This window comes from Acinetobacter lactucae, from assembly GCF_001605885.1.
Lineage (GTDB): Bacteria > Pseudomonadota > Gammaproteobacteria > Pseudomonadales > Moraxellaceae > Acinetobacter > Acinetobacter lactucae.
Genome location: NZ_LRPE01000011.1, coordinates 144,117 through 163,861 on the forward strand (window position 1 = coordinate 144,117; position 19,745 = coordinate 163,861).

Consider the following 19,745-nt stretch of genomic DNA (forward strand, 5'->3'; position numbering starts at 1 on the left):
AGCTTTTCCCCTTTGTAAGTTAAGTTATATTAGTCGCATAGATTTTTAGCTCAAATTATTGAGCACTACGAATATAACAATTGATTTTTTGCAAAGGGGAACGTTTATGTCTGAGCATACGTCGATTCATTTCGATCCAACAGCTTTACTCATCATTAAACATGAAATTGATCGTTCAATAAAACTGGTTGAAGGTGCGGTAAGTACCTTAATTGAAGAACAAACTCTCCCTTTTGGTATTGATGATGCATTAGAGCAATTTAAACAATGCACTCAAGTTCTACGCTTAATTGATATCCCCTATCTTGCAAAAATAACTCAATATTCAACTGAGTTGATGCAAAAAATTATTGCCAATCCAGCCCAAATTAATACTGATGATGTGGTTGCCCTAAGCGAAGGCACGACCATGGTAAAGCGTTATATTGAATTTATCTGTTTGCGTGAAATACAAGTTCCACAATTTCTTCTTACGACATTAAATAATTTAGAATTAGCTTTAAATAAGCCACTGACTACATCCGGACAAGCTATTGTTCCTTTACTTGCGAATACTTCACTTGAACTGCCCTTGCCTGAAATATTAATGAGTGAAAAAACTCAGTTTATCCATCAACTCTACAAACTATCTCTACACCAATTTTTAAAAAAGACAGCATCAGCTCAGAATTTTCAAGCCTTTAAACTTATTGCAACCTATTTGGTCAGTATGGCGAACACTCAGCCAAGCCAAAAATATTGGCAGCTCGTCAATTACGCTTTTAACCATATTGACGACCTACTTTTAAATGACTCACGCTTACGTGTACTCATCAATATTGAAAGTTATATTGCTCTATTCTTGGCAGCACCTGAAAGTTTTGAACCTAATTTAGCAGCATTCGCAGATATTTTAAGTATTGTCATCGCTCAAGAAGATGAGATTGCTCACCATATTCGTAACCAACTTCATATTGGTGATGAAACACCAACTGATACTCAATTACTCGTTTTAAGTCGCCATCTCTTTGGTCCTGACTTTGACACGATGCACACCGTCAGCCAATTAATCTTGGATGAAATGAATAAGGTACGCAACGATATTGAATACAACTACCAAAATATGTCGCCTGAAAAAGCACAGCAGCTACAAACAAGCCTTTTACAGTTAGCTTATACTTTTAAACTTCTTAATCTTGAAGAAGCCGCATCTGCTCTTTCTCAACAAGCCAGCAGTTTAAGTCAACTTAACATTTTAAGTGATGAAAACTATGCTCAACAACTGATGAACAGCATTTTATCTGCAATGAATTCAATTGGTATTTTGGTACGCAATTACACGTCAAATCGTCTACAACTTAGCGTGAATAATACGGCTATTTCTTTAGATCGTCTTGATGAAGCTCATCAAGCTTTGCTTACCGAAACAAAAAATTTAATTGATTTTATCTGTCAGAGTCTTACTTTGTATGCCAATGACCAGACACAAAATATTGAAGCTATTGCAGGTTCATTAAAAGAGTTAGCGGGTGCAGCCGAATTTTTAGGAAGTACGATTCAACAACATGCTTTACTCCAAACTGCCCAATTTGTTCAAGAGCAACTTGAGCAAAACCAGCCTTTTAATACAGACCAAATTCACTGTATTTTTAACGTATTGGCAGGCATTGACATGTTAGTTGACAATTTAAAAAATAAACAACCTGTTCTACAATCCATGTTTAATGTAGCATTGTCGAGTAGTCAACAACTTCAAAAAAAGGCAGCTTAATGTCTGAATTATCACTTGCTTATATTTTCCATCATCAACAATTACTGGTTGACCAGAATCTCCAACTACCTAAAGTCGAAAAGTTAGCAAGTGATTTACTTTTCACTCATGATGAGCAAGTCATTGCACGTGACTTGCTTGCTGAAGAACCTATTCCCGAAGGCTTACAACTTGTCCCAATTCGGCAGCTTATTACCAGCTGGTCGAAAGAACAGTTTTTGCAAGCGAGTCGTGCTGTTCAATTACTTGAATGGCGACGTAACCATAAGTTTTGTAGCCACTGTGGACATCCGACAGAAGTTCATCCAACCGAATATGCAATGGTATGCCCTTCTTGTCGCTACCACCAATATCCTCGTGTAAACCCTTGTATTATTACCGTCATTACTCGAGGGGATGATGAAATTTTGCTAGCGAAGTCAGTTCACAATAAAACCAATATGTATGGTTTAATTGCAGGTTTTGTTGAGGTGGGCGAAACACTTGAAGAGGCAGTACAACGAGAGGCCTTTGAAGAAGTAGGCTTAAAACTCAAAAATATTCAATATATGTCAAGTCAGCCTTGGCCATTCCCAAGCAACCTTATGGTTGCATTTCGGGCAGAATATGAGTCGGGTGAAATTAAGCTGCAAGAAGAAGAAATTGCAGATGCACAATTCTTCAAAATTGATCAATTACCTGAAATTCCATTTAAAGGAAGTATTGCGCATTCAATGATTATGCAGATTACCCAAGCTGGGTAATCTGCCGTGTTTTAAACGAGAGTATCGTTTAAAACACTTCTTCAAGAAAATGTAAGATCGTTCTTTTCGTTCTGAAATAGTGGCTAATAAAGCTAGAAAGACTGGCCAAAATTGTAATATGTCCTGTTTTGGGAATCACAGCGATATGACTGTGATTTCCACTCTGTCTTAAAGCCCGATCCAAATCCAACGTATTCTCTTTGCCAACAAGCTGATCATTTTCAGCCATGAGCAAGTAATGTTTAATACTATTTTGATTGACGAAATAGTATGGCATCACCTCTTGGTAAGAAATACTTTGGTCAAAAGCATCTTCAGCAAGTGGATCACCTTTGTAGTCAAAATGATAAGGTCCAGCTAAACCAAAAATTGCCTTAATATTGCCTAAACACTGAATAGGGTTTGGTTTTGGATGATAAACAGCAGACATGACATTAAATGCCCCTGCCGAATGTCCCATAAGCACAACATTTTCTGTAGAGATTTCCAGTTTTTCTTGGTTTTGATGTAAATAATTCAATGCCTGAGTCAGGTCATCAACAAAACTTGGAAAAATATTTTTAGGTGCTAATTGATAGTTAATAACCGCAACGTCATAACCTTCTTTAGCAAATGTTTCACCAATAAAAAGATAATCTCGCTTATTACCATGTTGCCAAGCACCACCATGTACAAAAACAATAAGCGGCTCATGTGCTAGTTTTTTAACAGATCGATAAACATCCAAACGGTGACGTGGCTTTAAACCATAACGTACATTTGCGACCTGTTCAAAACCATCTTTTGGCGTAAAACGGTTTAAAGCAAAACTCCCCAAATCATAAAGGCGGAACTCTTTATAAAGAGTTCGCGCCTGTTCAATTTTACTTTGTAGTTGTTCAATCAGATTCATATATTACTGTGCATTCGAAGCTGGATCTGTTTGGTCAGGATCAATTGCAACAGGAGTTTGAACTGTTGGTTGAGCTATGACGTTATTAATCATCGGTGTAGTCGTTGCACTCGCAGTACTTGCTGCTGGTGCAGGCGCTAAATCAACATTATCGATTAAAGTAACAATTTTGGTCACGTTACCCACATTTTGTAAGACGCTATTCAAATCATTAATTTCAGCAGTATTTAAACGTCCCATGACATAAAGTACGCCGTCTTCAGTATGTACTAGAACCTTACTATCAGAAACTACAGGTGCCTTCATTAAAAGCGCACGTGTATTGGCTGTTACACCCGCATCTTGCATAATCGTGTTGTAGCTGACCTTGTTACCTACAGTAATGTAGTTATGTACAGCTTTAACATCGCTCATGGCTTTAAGATTGTCTTCTGCCAATTGTTTCAAGTATGGATCTGGCACTTGTCCTGTTAATAAAACAGTACTATGGAAGCTTTCGATATTAATACGTGATTGTTTAAAACGCTGATCAAGCTTATAGAGGTTAATATTCGCTGTACGTTTAATTGAGGAATCAATGAATACCTGACCTAAGCTACGTACACCACTATCTGTTCCGACTGGAGCTGTACCTGTTCCACCAGAAATAAAACTTGCGCAACCTGACAAACTTGCGACACAAAGCGCTGTTACAGCAATACGTTTCAACACTCCACCAGACTCCTATCAATCTCTTCTTGGCTTGATCATAAAGCATCAGACTTAAATTTGCTCAAAAGAGTAATGAACTCTTAATCCAAAGTAAATGCATTTTCGATCCATTGCAGATCATAATGGAAATTTGAAAAGTCTTGCTGTACTGTTTTTGCAATTTTCTGTGGAAAATCAAAACAAATCACATCAAAACGACAATAAAAATCCTGATAAGATGGGTAGCGCTGTAAAAAACGCATCGCGGTTTTGATAATTTTCTTCTGCTTTATTCTTGTTACCATTTCGCAAGCCTGTCCATAATTTCCTATAGTACGCGCCTTTACCTCAACAAAAACCAGCTCTTGCCCTCTTTTAACAATCAAATCCACTTCACCACGGCGTGAATGGTAATTACTGGTCACCCATACATAGTTTTGCTTTTGTAACAGGTTTAAAGCCGTTTGCTCTGCCCATTTACCCAATTGCTGCGCTAATATCATTATTACCTTCCCCAAATTAAAAGTAGCACTACATTTTTTATGCTTAAATTATTTCGTTCAATCCAACCGTATTTCTAATTTAAATTGAACAAATGAAAATCAGATCATTTATAAAAGCAAAGGTTGACAGACATTGTTCACGCCCAAAACATAATTTCGGGTAAACTACCCGATTAAAATTGTTTATCTGTACGGAGTAAAACCAAATGAGTGCTCAGTTATTCGTTGTAGCCACCCCAATCGGGCACTTAGATGATATGACTTTCCGTGCAATTGATATTTTAAAATCAGTTTCTATTGTAGCTGCAGAAGATACGCGTCAATCAGCCCAACTATTTAAGCACTATAATATATCGACTCAACTTACTGCATGTCATGATCATAACGAAAGCAATAAAATTGAGCAGTTAGTTCAAAGATTACTTGCGGGCGATAACATTGCTTTAATTAGTGATGCAGGTACGCCGCTTATTAGCGACCCTGGTTTCAAATTAGTTCGCGCTGCTCAAGAACATGGCATTAGAGTTGTGCCTGTGCCTGGTGCCTGTGCGGCAATTGCTGCTTTAAGTGCAGTTGGTTTACCAAGTGACCGTTTTAGTTTTGAAGGCTTTTTACCATCAAAAGCTTCTCAACGTATTTCTCAATTAGAAAAACTCAAAAATGAAACTCAAACCTTAATTTTCTATGAAGCACCACACCGTATTTTAGAATGTGTAAAAAATATGGCAGAGGTATTTGGTGAAAATCGCCCAGTTGGTTTCGCACGTGAAATCACTAAAACCTTTGAAACCATAAAAAAAATGACCTTAAAAGACTTGGTCAGTTTTATTGAAAACGACCATAACCAAGAAAAAGGCGAAATTGTTCTTGTAGTTGGCGGCGCACCAGAAAAAACAGATTTGGAACAAGAAAAACTAGATGAGCTTTTAAAACGCTTACTTCAAGACTTATCAGTTAAAGCAGCATCTCAACTTGCTGCAGATCTAACAGGTATTAAGAAGAAAACTGCTTATCAACGTGCGCTTGAGTTAACCCAATCTTAAACTTATCTCAATATCTGTTTTGCTGACTGAACAATTGTTTCAGTCAGTGCATCAAGTTGCTTCGACTGCCTTTTCCAATGATGCCAATATAAAGGAATATCAAGTTGAGCCTCAGGCATAATATCAACAAGTGTTCCATTTTCGAGTAATGGTTGAACCTGTAGCTCGGGCACCATGCCATAACCTAAACCTAATTGAATTGCTTTGACGAAAGCATCTGTAGCAGGAACAAAACTATAGGGATAACTTTGTAAAGGTAAACCATAATATTTCAGCAATACCTCTGAATGCATGAGATCTTTATGGTTAAAAATTACAGCTGGTGCATTTCTTAAAGCTTCTCGGTTAATTCCACAACTAAACCACCGGTTTACAAATTCAGCAGAGGCCAACATTTTATAACGCATTTTTCCTAGTGGTTGAGCTAAACAACCTGACATGACCTGCTCTTCTGCCGAAATACAGGCATTGACTTGTCCTGTCTCCAATAAAGTGTGCGTGTGAGATTGATCATCAATTTTTAGTTCTAATACTATTTTTTCTTTAAAAAGTGTTTGCTGAATATTTGGTAAAAGCCAAGTAGCTAATGAATCTGCATTTGAAGCTAGAGCAATTTTATAAAATTCGGATTCAGATGATTTTCCCATCAAACCTTGTAATAAATTTTGCTCCATTAATCTCGTATGACGTAAATGTTGCAATAAAGTTTGCCCCGCTTGAGTGAGCACACAAGGGCGACCTCGTATAATTAGAATTTGTCCTAAATACTTTTCTAAAGCCTGTATGCGTAAGGACACTGCCGAGGGTGTAATATATAAATGCTCCCCTGCCGCATCAAAACTTCCCAATTCTGCGACTGCAAGAAAGGCTTCACATTGTTTGCTATCTAACATATCAAACCTAATTTTTTTTTAGCCAAACCTAAATATTCTTAATTTTACTTATTTCTTAATAAAAAGTCAGATAATTCCCATATCTGATTTTTTTCACCTTATTGTTATGTTCTCTCTTAGTATATTTTTTAAAGGTTTCGGTATTGGTAGCGGGCTTATCGTAGCAATTGGAGCTCAAAATGCTTTTGTCCTCAAACAAGGGCTTAAACAGCAATATGTATTCTGGTTGTGTTTAATCTGCGCACTGTCCGACTCAATTTTAATTGCATGTGGTGTATTAGGTTTTGCAGAAATCATGACGGCATCACCTATCTTAATTACCGTGGCTAAATATTTAGGGGCAACGTTTTTATTCATTTATGGTGCCAAAGCATTTTATGCTGCATTTAAGACTACCCAAAGTATGGACCTTGATAGCAGTCAAAAACAAACATTAACTCAAGCATTAGTGACCTGTCTTGCCTTTACTTGGCTTAATCCTCATGTCTATTTAGACACTATTGTTCTGATTGGTTCAGTTGCAACTCAGCTTGAAGATAAAGTGAGTTTTGCTTTGGGCAGCATTCTTGCCTCTTGGGTTTTCTTTTTTAGTCTGGGCTATGGTGCAAGATTATTAAAGCCACTATTTACCAATCCTAAAGCTTGGAAAATTTTAGATTTCATTATTGGTTGCGTTATGTGGAGTATTGCTATAACGCTCTTGTTTTAACGGCTTAAAAACTAAAAAAGGATCATCTAAAAGATCCTTTTTTATTACTCATTAATATTAGGCCTCACTTCCAAGCACAACTCTTGCCTGTTTTCTTTCTTGCTGTGACTGTTTTATAACAACGTAGCCAGAAGATACACCTAAGTAAGCAATGACAAAGGCAACCAATAAATCGGGAAATACGCTGCCTGTTCCAAATACTCCAACCGCCGCTAAAATTACAGCAATATTGGCAATCGAGTCATTTCGACTACACAACCAAACAGAACGCATATTGGCATCACCATCACGAAATGCATAAAGCATAAGCGCGACTGAAACGTTAGCAATTAAGGCTATTACGCCAATTGCCCCCATGACCATTGGTTCCGGTGGAACTCCATAGAAATACGACCAGACCACTTTCGCAATGACAAAAACACCGAAAGCCGCCATCGTTATTCCTTTAAGTAATGCAGCTGTTGCACGCCAATATAAACTCATCGAAAGAACGACTAAAGATAATGCATAGTTTGCTGCATCTCCGGCAAAATCTAATGCATCGGCCCAAAGTGAAACAGATTGGGCTTTATAACCTCCCAATATTTCTACTACGAACATTAAGGCATTGATCACAAGTGCAATCCATAACGCTTTTCTAAAGCGCGGGCTTACTTTCTTGGTAGGAGAGCATGTTGAAGCACAACCACATCCAGCCATTTTATTTCCTCAAAAACTCTTTTATAGTGATTAAAAACCCTTGAGTAACTCCAGAGTCAAGTCTTATGAGTCTTTCTATTGGTCAATTATCAAAAAAAGCGAATATTCCAATTGATACGATCCGTTATTACGAAAAAGTAGGTGTGCTGGACCGTATTCAGCGCTCAGAAAATAATTATCGTGTTTATACAGAGCAAACTCTTGCAGACCTTTTGTTTATTAAACATTGCCGTGAGTTAGATATTTCTCTCAATGACATTAAAACGCTAAAAGGAATGAAAGCTCAGCCGAAACAGGCGTGTACGGAAGTTGATAATTTGGTGAATAAATACTTGATTGAAGTATCTGAAAAAATCGAACGATTATTACTTTTAAAAGAATCTTTAATTGATTTAAAACTGCACTGCTCTACCAATCGAACAGTAGATGAGTGCGGGATTTTGAAAGAACTTCAAAGCGCCCCTTAAAAATAAAAAAAGCATCACTCTTGTGATGCTTTTTAGAATTAATGGTCGCTATGTTCATCTGGGGGAACTTCGGTAATTCTCCCCCCTCGAGCTAGAAATGCGGCAACTTCATCTTCCAACGCTTGGCGCTGTTTTTGTTTAGCAGTCACAGTCAGCGTTTCTGCCTCCGCAATGTCAGTATCATTAATACTGCTTGCTTCTTCATCAGCTGCACCGCTTTCGGCCGCTTTCGCTTCATCTTCATCTACAGCAGAATCTTCTGCATCTTCATAATCATTGATATCTGACATTTCACACTCCCCACAATGACTTTTATTGCATCATCGCTATGGTCCCAAGACCTCAGAAATTTAGCAATCTCTTTGCATTTAGCAAAGAGCCAAAATGGTCAAATCCGTAGTTTTTTTGACCGAATTGGTAATGATATATAAATGATTGTTTAAAAAATATCTACTGATATTTTTTTAGACCAGTAGAGCATAAACTACATAATTATTTTAACGACTATACTGGGTGTTTTGTAAAGCCCCTAAACCATTTGCTTGTTGCATAAAACGCTCTTTTAGGAACGAAATTTGTTCAACTTGCTTGAGTCCCATATTTCGAACCCAAATAAATGGAAATAGCTCACTACTTTCCAACCAGCCAATTGCTGACATGCTATGCATCATTGCATCATTCTGGCCTTTACGGCGATGTTCATAACGCAACAATGTCTGTTCATTTGCCCATATACCACGTGCTAAGTCATGTAACAGTGCATCACAGAGTACAGCTGCATCTAGACAGCCAATATTTACCCCTTGTCCAGCAAGTGGATGAATAACATGTGCTGCATCTCCAATTAAAGCTAAACCAGCTTTAACGTATTGTTTTGCGGCGCGCGCTTTGAGCGGGAATTGTGCTCTTGAGCGTACATCTAACACTTCACCCAACATATGTTGGCTTTCTCGGGTTAAAAGCTGCATAAACTCATGATCGGTTAAAGCAGAATATTCATCGGTATAATCATCAGGTAGTGTCCAGACAATTGACTGCCAGTAGCCATTTTCACCTTCTTCAAGACTAGCCATCGGCAAATAAGCTAAAGGCCCTGTAGGTAAGAAAATTTGCCGAGCCACATAATTGTGGGGTTTAGATGTTTTAATGGCACAGCTAATCGCTGCTTGCTTGTAATCTAATACGTCTAGATCAATAAAAGCCTGTTCTCGTACAAATGAATTGGCACCATCTGCCCCAATCAGCAGTTTTGTTTTAAGTGTCGTACCATCTGCCAATTGAATATGCCAACACCCAACTCCCTGCTCAATGCGAGTCACGCGAACTTGAGTGCGATAATCTGTTAACTGCTCAAGCATTTTTTGTTGAATAGCAACATTCAATACACTTGGCTCAACCATAGAACCTAAGGACTGTTCTGGCATTGGTCTTTGTATGGACTCATGGCCGAAATTAATTTCACCATAGCCATTCAGATTCCACACTTGCATGCCTGTATATGGCATTTGACGTGCTAGATCATCCCAAACATTGACAGTTTTAAGTAAATGAATGGTCGCTTGGCTGAGTGCTAAAACACGTGGGTTCATCACACCCAGTGTCTTTTCAACATCCAGTACAGGAGCAGCATCAAGCACAGTAGGCTGTACACCGCCTTGGGCAAGCAATAAAGCTGTTAAACCACCAACCAGTCCACCACCAATAATGACAACATCTAATATTTCACTCATGCTTTTAGCCCCATTGCATAGTTCGCTACTAGTGGCTTAACACCTGGAATGACATCAAATGCAATTAATCCGGTATTACGAATTAATTTTAATAATGGATTTTGGTTACTAAAACCACGAACGACAGTATCACAGAACTTAATCACTCGCTGTTGGTCTGACAAACGAGCTTGTTCATAGGCAAGTAAATTATCAGGATTACCAATATCATCAGAAGCGGTTAGCTGGTTCACTAAATAACGCACCAAAACATCCGCATCACGTAGGCATAGGTTAAAGCCCTGTCCAGCAACAGGATGGATAGTATGCGCTGCATTACCCATTAAAATAACGCGACCTACAGCTTGTTTATGTGCAAGCACTTGCGAAAGTGGATAACTAAAACGTTTGCCGGTTTTTTCAAATTTACCCGCTCGGTCACCGTAAGTTTGTTGTAAAGCATTTAAGAAGTGCTGATCATTTTCATCGCCTAACCATTCATCTTCAGTGCCTTTTTTTACAGGCCATACAACCGAACGGCGATATTCACCCGGTAAAGGCAATAAAGCTAAAGGGCCTAATGCACTAAAACGCTCAAAACCTACTTGTTCATGAGGTTTTGAGGTCTGTACGGTCGTGACAATTGCAACCTGATCATAATCATGAACATCAACACCGACGCCAATTGCCTGACGACAAAAAGAGTCACGTCCATCTGCTGCGATTAGTAGTTTTGACTCAAGTTTTAAGACTTCTTCACCACGCTTGGCTTCAATATGTACTTGTTCAGCATCTTGAGTTAAAGCAGTCACCTGTACGCCATCAATCAGCTCAATCAAAGGCTGCTGACGTACTTGAGTCAATAGAACACGGCCAAGCCAAGCATTTTCAATCACTTGCCCAAAGCTTTCGACTTTTTCTTGTTCTGCAATTAAGCGCGCCTTACCAAAACTGCCTTGTTCAGTAATGTGAACTTGTAGAATTGGAGTCGCATGTTGCTGTAATGCATCCCATAACCCCAGCTTCTGATAAATCTGGACGCTACGACGCGATAAAGCCGTATTACGCGCATCAAAACTGGAATGATAAGGGGCAACATTTTGATCATCATAGTTTGGGTATTTCACAGCCTCTAACAGCTTTACTGCAATATTAGCCTTCGCCAGCATGAGTGAAAGGCTAAGTCCAACCATTCCCCCACCTACAATAATCACTTGTTGTTGCATCGAGTTGTGCTCCTTTGGCGAATACGTTTAATTATGATTTAGCTTGTGCCATTAAATGTTCAATATCTGCAATACTTTTAACTACATCAGCAGTTAAAACTCGTGGCCCTTTCGATGTTGCGACTACATCATCTTCAATACGAATACCAATACCACGCCATTTTTTATCTACAGTTTCATCGTTTGATGCGATATATAGGCCTGGTTCAACGGTAACGACCATACCTTCTTCATATTGACGCCAGTCTTCACCTTTTTTGTAAGACCCGACATCATGTACATCCATACCTAACCAATGACCTGTACCATGCATATAAAATTGACGGTATGCTTCGGTTTCGATAAGTTCGCTCACATCCCCATTGAGCAAACCTAAATCAACTAAGCCTTCGGTTAAAATTTTAACAGCTACTTCATGAGGCTCACGGTAAGAGTTACCGATACGAACTGCATCAATGGCAGCGTATTGGGAAGCCAATACAACTTCATATAATGCTTTTTGTTCAGCACTAAACTTCCCATTTATTGGAAAAGTACGGGTAATATCTGATGCATAGAACTCATATTCGCATGCAGCATCAATTAAGACTAAATCACCGTCTTTAAGAGGTTGGTTATTTTCAACATAGTGCAAAATGCAGGCATTAGCCCCACCACCGACAATACTGTTATAAGACGGTACACAACCGTTTTGCCCAAATATATAATTGAGTTCGGCTTCAAGCGCATATTCCATCATACCTGGACGCACCATTTGCATTGCACGGGTATGTGCCTGAGCACTAATTTTTGAAGCAGTTTGCATAAGCTCAAGTTCTTGTGGTGACTTGATTAAACGCATTTCATCAACAATACGGTCGAGCTGTACCAGTTGAGCGGGAGCACCTTGATGTCGGTGCTCAGCATCTGCTTTTTTAATCCACTGGATCACCCGTGCATCAAACGCAGCATTTTGCCCAATCCGATAATAAAGGCGTTCTTTATTTAATAACTTTTCAATAATTTCTTCATCAAGCAGATCAATTGCATAGGCTTCATCTGCATCATAGTCTTCGATTGCACCGTCAATTCCGGCACGGTAACCATTCCAGATTTCCATCTCGCGGTTACGTTCACGGCAGAAAAGACTATAACTATAGTCAGTTACATCCTCAAAGGTTTCAATAACTGCAACTGCTTCAGGCTCAGCAAAGCCCGTCAAATAGAAAAAACTACTATCGGCACGAAATTTATAATCCGCATCACGATTACGGTACATCTCCTCACGCGTTGCAATAATTGCAATACTGTTCGGACCCATTTTTTCTGCCAGACGGTCTCTACGATGTTGAAAATCAGCTTGAGGCAATTTCATAATGATCTACTTGATTTAGAATTTTAAAGTCAAAAAATAAAATACAACCAATAACACATCGCCTCAATTAGCTTGGGCGATGTGGTGTGAACATTTCTACAATATTCTGATCTGTACCTAGAGCAGCAGTTTTACTTTTTGCATGAAAGTTTTTTAATAAAGAACTTTCAGCTACAGTGATTTTTTTTCTGCCAATAGACAAGCTTACAGGGATTAAGCGTACAAATTCATACAATTCTTCGTAACTGCTTTCACCTTCCTCATCATTGTCAGAATCTTCAAATTCGACTGCTGCAACATCCTGAAGATGTTCAATGAGTTCACGTTCATCACCGCGCACATGACCAGATGCTAAACCGAAACCTAATACAACACCCGCACACCAATCAGATAATGCTTGCACACGTTCTTGAAGTAGATGTTCATCGTCTGGAAGCATTGGTAGATAATCTAATTCGTCTTCCGATAAAGCATGAACTACATCTTCTGCTTCGTCAGTTAAAAGCGTTAAAGCATCGCCACTTAACTCTGGCACATTAAGGGTTGTTAAAATTTGTGACCATTCTTCACGCGTAGGCGCTTCTGTCACACAAACAATACCTGTTAATAGACCATGTAACTCACTAGGGCTTGAAATTTCTTCAATTCCTTCAAAATGAGCGTTCCAATCTGTCCAGCCTGAAATATCGTCTTGCATTCGTTTATCCAATCTCTATACTTTGTATATATTACCTTTGATTGCAATTCTGTGCGACCTCGTTATGTTAGAACAATTACAGCGGCTACAAGCGCATATTAGCGTTTTAAAAACACGCTTACATCATTTAGAGAGTGAACATGCGGCACTCTCAGAAGCTAAAGAACTGGCTGAAACAGAGCATCACGCACAAGTTGTGCAAAAAAATAGTATTATCACTAAAAAACAAGAGGAAATTGAGACGGTAACTGAGCAACTTTCTCAGTTAAAAGGTCAATTTCAACAATTGAATCAAGATGCTAACACACTTGCAGAACGTTATAGCCGATTAGAAAAAAGTACGACTGATTTAAAAAATCGTTTTCAAGAAATTCTTGCAGAACGAAATGAATTACGTGTTGCAAAAGAAAAGTTACAAGCCCACCAGCGCCAAACCCAGCAAGAGCTGCATGATTTACAACAAGATCGTGACCGTTTGTTACAAAAAAATGAGCTTGCCAAATCAAAAGTTGAAGCCATTATTCAACGTTTAGGAATTTTAGGTACAGCTCAAGACCAACATGCGCAAGAAATCCAGCAGCTTGCCCATCCTAATGCTGAAACTGGTGAGGAGACCCAATCATGAGTGAACAAGTCATGGTAGAGCTTAGGCTGATTGAGCAGACTTTTAGACTCGCGACTACCGCAGATAAAAAAGATGAACTTGAACGTGCAGCACAGCTTCTTAATGAGAAGTTTAATGATATGCGCCGTAGTGCACCACGTGTTGAACACAATAAACTTGTCATTATGGTCGCTCTACAGTTAACTCAAGAAGTGCTGAGCCTTAATAAATCTTTGCAGGAATACACTCACTGTGAACGCCTACTGCAAACGATTTTAGAAGATGTGGAACAAATTGTTTAAAAAACCTCAATTAATAAAAGCATGCCTTGTACTCTAAAACATAGATGCAGGGCATTTTTATTGAAGGCAACACTCCAGTTGAATATTATTTTCCGCTCTCTAATGTACAAAGCTTCATCAAACGCAAACTAAGTTTACAGTTCGATAAGCTCAAGTGATTGCCAACAGGGTCATATCGGTTATACTTAAGCTATCTCTGGGATGTTCGCCAGCGGGTCTATTCCCCTGCCGATACTTAAACTTATGGATTGCGTTCTGTATATTTAGAGTGTATGCCTACCTTCGAGTAGGAAACCCAGCAAGTATACGTCGCGTCCACCTTGAACTCATCGGGTTCAGGGTAACGACACATGCAGCGGCATCTTCGGAGCATTTATTTTTAATAATAAAATTCCAAATATTTATTTTAATTAGCCTTCCAATATACATCTACGTTTACGATCTTTTTTCAAGCATGACATTATTATTTTATAGATGAATAGTCTCTGCATTCAAAATTACTTTTCTTTTCTACTCAGGCATTCCTGATACCAAGCTGTTTGAAAATCTTCTATCGCTTTTCTTTTAAAGAAACTGGTCTTGAATACTTTCGTTGAGTAAGCAGAATTAATTAAATCTTGATAAAGTTGTTTTGCTTTTGGATCTTCAAGGCTATTCGCTATATGCTGCAAGTCTTCAGATGGGACTTTTTGTTGACGCGCTTCCATGACAGTATAAGAAACTTTCTTCACTACATTACAAATTTCGGGATCACTTACACTTTCTTCGGCATAACAGCCAAAAGCTAAAAAACTAAGAAAAAATAATTTAAACTTCATATACCTACCTTATTTTTATAGCTTTAAATTAATTAGAGAATCTTATTAACGAAAAAGAAATAGTGATCAAGTCACTATTTCTTTTAAAAGATTTTATGCGGGATTAATCACATAAAAGTAAATAACAAGCCCTACTAAAACAGTTGAAGCAATCGTTAAATAGGTACCGACTGTATTAAAACTCTGTAAGAACTTTAAGATTTCCATATCCAAATCCCCAAACTACGGTTTATAAAGACAAAAGAAAATTTACCACAACTCAATAATGCCAATCAATTCACATTTATCGGATTTTTTGAGACTAAAAACAATATCGACTTATTGATTGCATCTAATGGCAAAAGCATCCTTATAGTAATCAGTTGCACTTTTTAAATCGGAAAGTAATTTTTCTTCGGTATACGGTTTAGGCGAAATTTTTATTAATGCGGGCATGTATTGAGTTTTATAAACTTCAGGATAATCATGACATAAGATTTTGACTTTAACTTCTTGAGGTGTATTCGGGTTATCCAACTGATCTAAAAACTCTCCGATTTTACGATCTGACTCTTCAAATTGGACTTTATAATCAACTTCCGCGGCTTCAGGTTCTGCTTGTTTTGTGCAGCCACCAAGTAGCATTAAACTACTGATAGTAAGGGTTAGAATTTTTAACTTCATAAGCTTAAGAATGCTGTATCAATCTTTTAAATATACTTAACCTTATTAAATGTAAAGAAGTACTGGTAATACGTAAAGAAATAGAAACTTTTAACTTTAAATAGAATATATCGGAACGCTTTATGGCTATTGGTCAATAAATTTAGGCTTCTTTTCTAAATTACTCTCCTATATCCATAAAGCTGTCGAAAATAGGTATAATTTTGCACGACTGATCTCTAATTTTCGTTAGATTTATACATGAATGAACTCAGCTTTATTAGAAAAAATTTAAGATCTAAAAGACGTTCTCTAAGTTCATTTGAGCAAAAACAAGCTCAGCTTAATGTTCTCCATCATCTAAATACTCTCCCTATTTTCCAATCTTCCAAAAAAATTGGTTTATATTTGCATGCCTTTGGAGAAGTTCACACAGATCTTCTCATAAAGTTATGTTTTCAAAAAAATAAACACGTTTATTTACCGATGATTTGTTCTATGAATCAACGTTTAGTTTGGGTAAAAATATCTAGAAATCAATATATAAACCGACGTTTTTCTCATCATCCATTAGGTATGAAAGAACCCATGGCAACCCGAGCAAAACATGTATCAAAACTTGATTTACTATTGATGCCACTTTTAGTTTGTGATCACTATGGTACGCGTATTGGTATGGGAGGTGGCTATTATGACCGTACATTGGCTAGTGCAAAATATAAGCCTTATCGCTTGGGAATAGCTCATCAATTTCAATTTATTGAACATACTTTAAAACGCCAAAGTTGGGATCAACCCTTAGATGCTTTACTCACCCCTCAACATATTTATTATTTTAAAAGATAATATTTATATGAAAATTAAAATTAGTCTTAAGTTTTTAATGCCCCTAAAATCATAAAAGTAACCACCCTAAGGATGGTTACTTCTACGTGACAGACCGATTTACCAACTTATAGTAACACGTCTATTTAATGTTCAATATTAAATAAGTTTTGCATTATTGTTAATTATACAATGCCGATAAATGGCATGAGAAAATGGTTATTTTTCCACCCAAACGTCTTTTCTACTATATGCATATTTCATAATTATTAAGCTAAATTACCTATCCTTTCTACAAAATTTTATTCTTCTTAAGAATTAATCTCTTGATTCATAACATTTTTAAAAAAAAGTTGACTAAATTAGTCCTTTTTTCCACATTTTCTCTAGTAAGGCCCTTGTAATTTTTAAAATACACATCACTATAAAAAACATGGCAACCTCGTTGTCACTCATTAGGAGTGCCCATGTCTGAACTTATTATGAATGAAAAAACTGACTTAGAGCCTCAGGTTCCAAGTGTATTACCACTTTTAGCGTTGCGTGATGTCGTGGTTTATCCACACATGCAAATTGCGTTATTCGTGGGTCGTGAAAAATCGATCAATGCAGTTGATGTGGCTCGTAACAGTGACAATTTAGTATTTGTAGTTGCGCAAAAAGATTCGCTTACAGAAGAAATTGATCACGATAACCTTTATCAGTACGGAACTGTCGCTAAGATTGTTCAAGTCGTAAATCATGAAAATGATGAAAACTGCATTAAAGTACTTATTGAAGGCTTACATCGCTCTAAACTTGAAAAGATTATCGATGAAGATAGTCATTTGACTGCTGAGCACAGCTTAAGTCCAATGACAATTAACGTAGATAAAGCTACTCAGGAAACTCGTTTGCAAGAGTTACGTACTTTATTTGCTCAATATGCTGAAGCAAAATTACGTAATGCACGCGAACTCGTTGCTGCGGCTAATAAAATTGAAGACTTGCTACAACTTATGTTTTTCGTAGCAACACGTGTGCCTCTAAATATTGAAATTAAACAGAAGTTTTTAGAGCACGATGAGTTTGAAGCACATTTACAAGAGCTTATGAGCTACTTGGTAAATCAATCTGCTGAACAGCAAATTGAACAAACTTTGCATGACAGCGTAAAACGCCAAATGGAAAAAAACCAACGTGAATACTTTCTAAATGAAAAAATGAAAGTCATTCAACGTGAACTTTCTGACATGAATGGCGGTGCTGAAGATGACGTTGCTGAAATAGAGAAACGTCTTGCTGAAGCTGATTTACCTGAACACGTACGTAAAAAAGCTGAAGCTGAGTTCCGTAAGCTTAAAGCAATGCAACCAGCGTCTAGTGAAGCGGCTGTTGTACGTAACTATCTAGAAGTAATTTTAGATACACCGTGGAATAAAGCGAGCAAAGTGAGTATTAACCTTGCGAAAGCACAGGAAATTCTCGATACAGATCACTACGGCTTAGATGACGTTAAAGACCGTATTGTTGAATACTTAGCTGTTCAGTCACGTGTTAAAAAGCTCAAAGGTCCGATTCTATGTTTAGTAGGCCCTCCTGGTGTAGGTAAAACTTCACTTGGTGAGTCTGTCGCGAAAGCAACAGGTCGTGAATTTGTTCGTATGGCACTCGGTGGTGTACGTGACGAAGCTGAAATTCGTGGTCACCGTCGTACTTATATTGGTGCGATGCCAGGTAAAATCGTGCAATCTTTAACAAAAGTTGGCGTGAAGAACCCATTGTTCTTACTCGACGAAATTGACAAGATGGCGCAAGACTACCGTGGCGACCCTGCTTCTGCATTGCTTGAAGTACTAGATCCATCACAAAATAGTAAGTTCAACGATCACTATTTAGATCTTGATCTTGACCTATCTGAAGTGATGTTCATCTGTACTGCAAACAGTATGAATATTCCAGAAGCATTGCTTGACCGTATGGAAGTTATTCGTCTACCTGGTTATACCGAAGATGAAAAAGTTAACATTGCTGAACGTTATCTTGTTCCGAAAGCAATTAAGAACAATGGTCTACGTGCAAAAGAGTTAACAATTCATGAAGAAGCGATTCGTGACATTGTTCAACGTTATACACGTGAAGCTGGCGTACGTAATTTAGAACGTGAAGTGTCTAAAATTGCACGTAAAGTGGTAAAAGAAGCAGTAAGTAAAAAGTCTAAAAACTTACAGCTTGATATTACTTCTGCCAATCTTCCAGAATACTTAGGTCCACATAAGTTTGACTTTGGTATTGCAGAAGATGAAGCACAAGTAGGACGTGTAAATGGTCTAGCTTGGACATCTGTTGGTGGTGAGTTACTTACTATCGAAGTTGCAGCTGTTAAAGGTAAAGGTAAATTCATTACGACCGGTTCACTCGGTGACGTTATGAAAGAGTCTATTACCACAGCAATGACTTTAGTACGTACACGTGCCGATGAGTTGGGTATAGAAGCTTCGCGTTTTGAAGAAACTGATGTACATGTTCACTTACCTGAAGGTGCAACACCAAAAGATGGTCCGTCTGCTGGTTTAGCGTTAACAACTGCGCTTGTGTCAGCATTTACAGGTATTGCAATTCGTCCTGATATTGCAATGACTGGTGAAACAAGCTTAGGTGGTCGTGCAATGCGTATTGGTGGCTTAAAAGAAAAACTTCTTGCAGCACACCGCGGTGGAATCAAGCTTGTCTTTATTCCTCAAGACAACGTTCGAGACTTAGCAGAAATTCCTGCAAATGTTAAAGAAGGTTTGGAAATCAAAGCTGTGAAAAGTATTGATGACATCTTGCCTTTAGCATTAGTTTCGATGCCAAAGCCTTTACCTAAAACACCGATTGTAAAACCGGTGGAAGGCTCAAAAGCAGCACGTCACTAATTAAAAAGTAAAAAAGAGAGAGCTTCGGCTCTCTTTTTTTTGTTACACAATTTGATTGAAAAATATCCAACCATCCTCATAATAGGTAATAAGGGTATTTAAATAAATGAGTACTCTTATCTATCTAATTCATAGATAGCCTTGTTTTTATTCTCTATGATCATCTGAACTCCAGACAGATGATCATTTGATCGCAGTCCAACACCGTTTTTTGGACTGCGTTTTTTATGCCCGTCTTTTAGATCATCAGATGCTTTCATTCCTCAGGTATAATGCGCCTGC

General features: G+C 37.9%; 22 protein-coding genes and 1 other RNA gene. 10 read left to right on the forward strand and 13 right to left on the reverse strand.

The window, feature by feature from the left end; genetic code table 11:
- The first annotated feature begins 106 nt into the window (after nucleotides 1-106).
- Together AWW73_RS06085 and nudC are read left to right on the forward strand one after the other, a co-directional pair.
- Nucleotides 107-1,750: a hypothetical protein gene (locus tag AWW73_RS06085; RefSeq protein ID WP_062849095.1), complete on the forward strand. Its 1,644-nt coding sequence runs from the start codon at nucleotides 107-109 to the stop codon at nucleotides 1,748-1,750.
- Nucleotides 1,750-2,493, forward strand: a complete 744-nt coding sequence (nudC, locus tag AWW73_RS06090; protein WP_005070517.1) for an NAD(+) diphosphatase — start codon at nucleotides 1,750-1,752, stop codon at nucleotides 2,491-2,493. The genes AWW73_RS06085 and nudC overlap by 1 nt, the downstream gene beginning before the upstream one ends.
- A gap of 28 nt (nucleotides 2,494-2,521) precedes the next feature.
- Here nudC and AWW73_RS06095 read toward each other — a convergent pair whose 3' ends face one another.
- The 3 genes from AWW73_RS06095 to AWW73_RS06105 all read right to left on the reverse strand — a co-directional run bounded on the left by AWW73_RS06095 (nucleotide 2,522) and on the right by AWW73_RS06105 (nucleotide 4,578).
- The gene (locus AWW73_RS06095; protein WP_062849096.1) at nucleotides 2,522-3,385 is read right to left on the reverse strand and encodes an alpha/beta hydrolase; all 864 of its coding nucleotides are present in this window, start codon (nucleotides 3,383-3,385) and stop codon (nucleotides 2,522-2,524) included.
- 3 nt (nucleotides 3,386-3,388) lie between these two features.
- Nucleotides 3,389-4,096, reverse strand: a complete 708-nt coding sequence (locus AWW73_RS06100; RefSeq protein ID WP_016144674.1) for a BON domain-containing protein — start codon at nucleotides 4,094-4,096, stop codon at nucleotides 3,389-3,391.
- An 80-nt stretch (nucleotides 4,097-4,176) separates the two neighbouring features.
- The gene (locus AWW73_RS06105; RefSeq protein WP_062849097.1) at nucleotides 4,177-4,578 is read right to left on the reverse strand and encodes a YraN family protein; all 402 of its coding nucleotides are present in this window, start codon (nucleotides 4,576-4,578) and stop codon (nucleotides 4,177-4,179) included.
- Nucleotides 4,579-4,784: 206 nt separating this feature from the next.
- Between AWW73_RS06105 and rsmI the strand changes: the two genes are divergently transcribed.
- A complete protein-coding gene (rsmI, locus tag AWW73_RS06110; protein ID WP_062849098.1) occupies nucleotides 4,785-5,621 on the forward strand; it encodes a 16S rRNA (cytidine(1402)-2'-O)-methyltransferase in 837 nt (278 codons plus the stop codon).
- Between the two features lie 2 nt (nucleotides 5,622-5,623).
- Here rsmI and AWW73_RS06115 read toward each other — a convergent pair whose 3' ends face one another.
- Nucleotides 5,624-6,514, reverse strand: a complete 891-nt coding sequence (locus AWW73_RS06115) for a LysR family transcriptional regulator ArgP (protein WP_062849099.1) — start codon at nucleotides 6,512-6,514, stop codon at nucleotides 5,624-5,626.
- 106 nt (nucleotides 6,515-6,620) lie between these two features.
- Between AWW73_RS06115 and AWW73_RS06120 the strand changes: the two genes are divergently transcribed.
- Nucleotides 6,621-7,223, forward strand: a complete 603-nt coding sequence (locus AWW73_RS06120) for a LysE/ArgO family amino acid transporter (protein WP_062849100.1) — start codon at nucleotides 6,621-6,623, stop codon at nucleotides 7,221-7,223.
- 57 nt (nucleotides 7,224-7,280) lie between these two features.
- On the opposite strand, the gene AWW73_RS06125 is transcribed toward AWW73_RS06120, so the two are convergent.
- Entirely contained in the window at nucleotides 7,281-7,922 is a 642-nt protein-coding gene (locus tag AWW73_RS06125) for a cation efflux transmembrane domain-containing protein (protein WP_062849101.1), read from the reverse strand.
- A gap of 65 nt (nucleotides 7,923-7,987) precedes the next feature.
- On the opposite strand from AWW73_RS06125, the gene AWW73_RS06130 reads away from it, so the two are divergent.
- Nucleotides 7,988-8,389 carry a MerR family transcriptional regulator gene (locus AWW73_RS06130; RefSeq protein WP_062849102.1) on the forward strand — a complete coding sequence of 134 codons (402 nt, stop codon included), beginning with the start codon at nucleotides 7,988-7,990 and terminating at the stop codon, nucleotides 8,387-8,389.
- 38 nt (nucleotides 8,390-8,427) lie between these two features.
- On the opposite strand, the gene AWW73_RS06135 is transcribed toward AWW73_RS06130, so the two are convergent.
- The 5 genes from AWW73_RS06135 to AWW73_RS06155 all read right to left on the reverse strand — a co-directional run bounded on the left by AWW73_RS06135 (nucleotide 8,428) and on the right by AWW73_RS06155 (nucleotide 13,375).
- Nucleotides 8,428-8,679 (reverse strand): hypothetical protein, encoded by a 252-nt coding sequence (locus AWW73_RS06135; protein ID WP_002117665.1) that lies wholly within the window; start codon nucleotides 8,677-8,679, stop codon nucleotides 8,428-8,430.
- 207 nt (nucleotides 8,680-8,886) lie between these two features.
- On the reverse strand, nucleotides 8,887-10,119 hold the full coding sequence (locus AWW73_RS06140; protein WP_062849103.1) for an FAD-dependent monooxygenase: 1,233 nt from the start codon (nucleotides 10,117-10,119) through the stop codon (nucleotides 8,887-8,889).
- On the reverse strand, nucleotides 10,116-11,324 hold the full coding sequence (gene ubiH, locus AWW73_RS06145; RefSeq protein WP_016141860.1) for a 2-octaprenyl-6-methoxyphenyl hydroxylase: 1,209 nt from the start codon (nucleotides 11,322-11,324) through the stop codon (nucleotides 10,116-10,118). The genes AWW73_RS06140 and ubiH overlap by 4 nt, the downstream gene beginning before the upstream one ends.
- Nucleotides 11,325-11,355: 31 nt before the next feature.
- The gene (gene pepP, locus AWW73_RS06150; protein ID WP_062849104.1) at nucleotides 11,356-12,678 is read right to left on the reverse strand and encodes a Xaa-Pro aminopeptidase; all 1,323 of its coding nucleotides are present in this window, start codon (nucleotides 12,676-12,678) and stop codon (nucleotides 11,356-11,358) included.
- Nucleotides 12,679-12,745: 67 nt separating this feature from the next.
- The gene (locus AWW73_RS06155) at nucleotides 12,746-13,375 is read right to left on the reverse strand and encodes a UPF0149 family protein (protein WP_016144664.1); all 630 of its coding nucleotides are present in this window, start codon (nucleotides 13,373-13,375) and stop codon (nucleotides 12,746-12,748) included.
- A 64-nt stretch (nucleotides 13,376-13,439) separates the two neighbouring features.
- On the opposite strand from AWW73_RS06155, the gene AWW73_RS06160 reads away from it, so the two are divergent.
- The 3 genes from AWW73_RS06160 to ssrS all read left to right on the forward strand — a co-directional run bounded on the left by AWW73_RS06160 (nucleotide 13,440) and on the right by ssrS (nucleotide 14,656).
- Nucleotides 13,440-14,000 (forward strand): hypothetical protein, encoded by a 561-nt coding sequence (locus tag AWW73_RS06160; RefSeq protein WP_016144663.1) that lies wholly within the window; start codon nucleotides 13,440-13,442, stop codon nucleotides 13,998-14,000.
- Nucleotides 13,997-14,281, forward strand: coding sequence for a cell division protein ZapA (locus AWW73_RS06165; protein ID WP_016144662.1), 285 nt, complete (start codon nucleotides 13,997-13,999; stop codon nucleotides 14,279-14,281). The genes AWW73_RS06160 and AWW73_RS06165 overlap by 4 nt, the downstream gene beginning before the upstream one ends.
- A gap of 190 nt (nucleotides 14,282-14,471) precedes the next feature.
- Nucleotides 14,472-14,656: non-coding RNA, 6S RNA (gene ssrS, locus AWW73_RS06170), on the forward strand.
- Nucleotides 14,657-14,778: 122 nt separating this feature from the next.
- Here the strand turns inward: ssrS and AWW73_RS06175 are convergent.
- The 3 genes from AWW73_RS06175 to AWW73_RS06180 all read right to left on the reverse strand — a co-directional run bounded on the left by AWW73_RS06175 (nucleotide 14,779) and on the right by AWW73_RS06180 (nucleotide 15,762).
- Entirely contained in the window at nucleotides 14,779-15,099 is a 321-nt protein-coding gene (locus AWW73_RS06175; protein ID WP_061875569.1) for a hypothetical protein, read from the reverse strand.
- A 93-nt stretch (nucleotides 15,100-15,192) separates the two neighbouring features.
- Nucleotides 15,193-15,306 (reverse strand): hypothetical protein, encoded by a 114-nt coding sequence (locus AWW73_RS18435; RefSeq protein ID WP_079284308.1) that lies wholly within the window; start codon nucleotides 15,304-15,306, stop codon nucleotides 15,193-15,195.
- Nucleotides 15,307-15,417: 111 nt separating this feature from the next.
- On the reverse strand, nucleotides 15,418-15,762 hold the full coding sequence (locus tag AWW73_RS06180) for a hypothetical protein (protein ID WP_062849105.1): 345 nt from the start codon (nucleotides 15,760-15,762) through the stop codon (nucleotides 15,418-15,420).
- Between the two features lie 240 nt (nucleotides 15,763-16,002).
- Here AWW73_RS06180 and AWW73_RS06185 point away from each other — a divergent pair, with 240 nt between their 5' ends.
- A complete protein-coding gene (locus tag AWW73_RS06185) occupies nucleotides 16,003-16,587 on the forward strand; it encodes a 5-formyltetrahydrofolate cyclo-ligase (protein WP_062849106.1) in 585 nt (194 codons plus the stop codon).
- Between the two features lie 446 nt (nucleotides 16,588-17,033).
- On the forward strand, nucleotides 17,034-19,463 hold the full coding sequence (gene lon / locus AWW73_RS06190) for an endopeptidase La (protein ID WP_016144657.1): 2,430 nt from the start codon (nucleotides 17,034-17,036) through the stop codon (nucleotides 19,461-19,463).
- Nucleotides 19,464-19,745 lie beyond the last annotated feature (282 nt).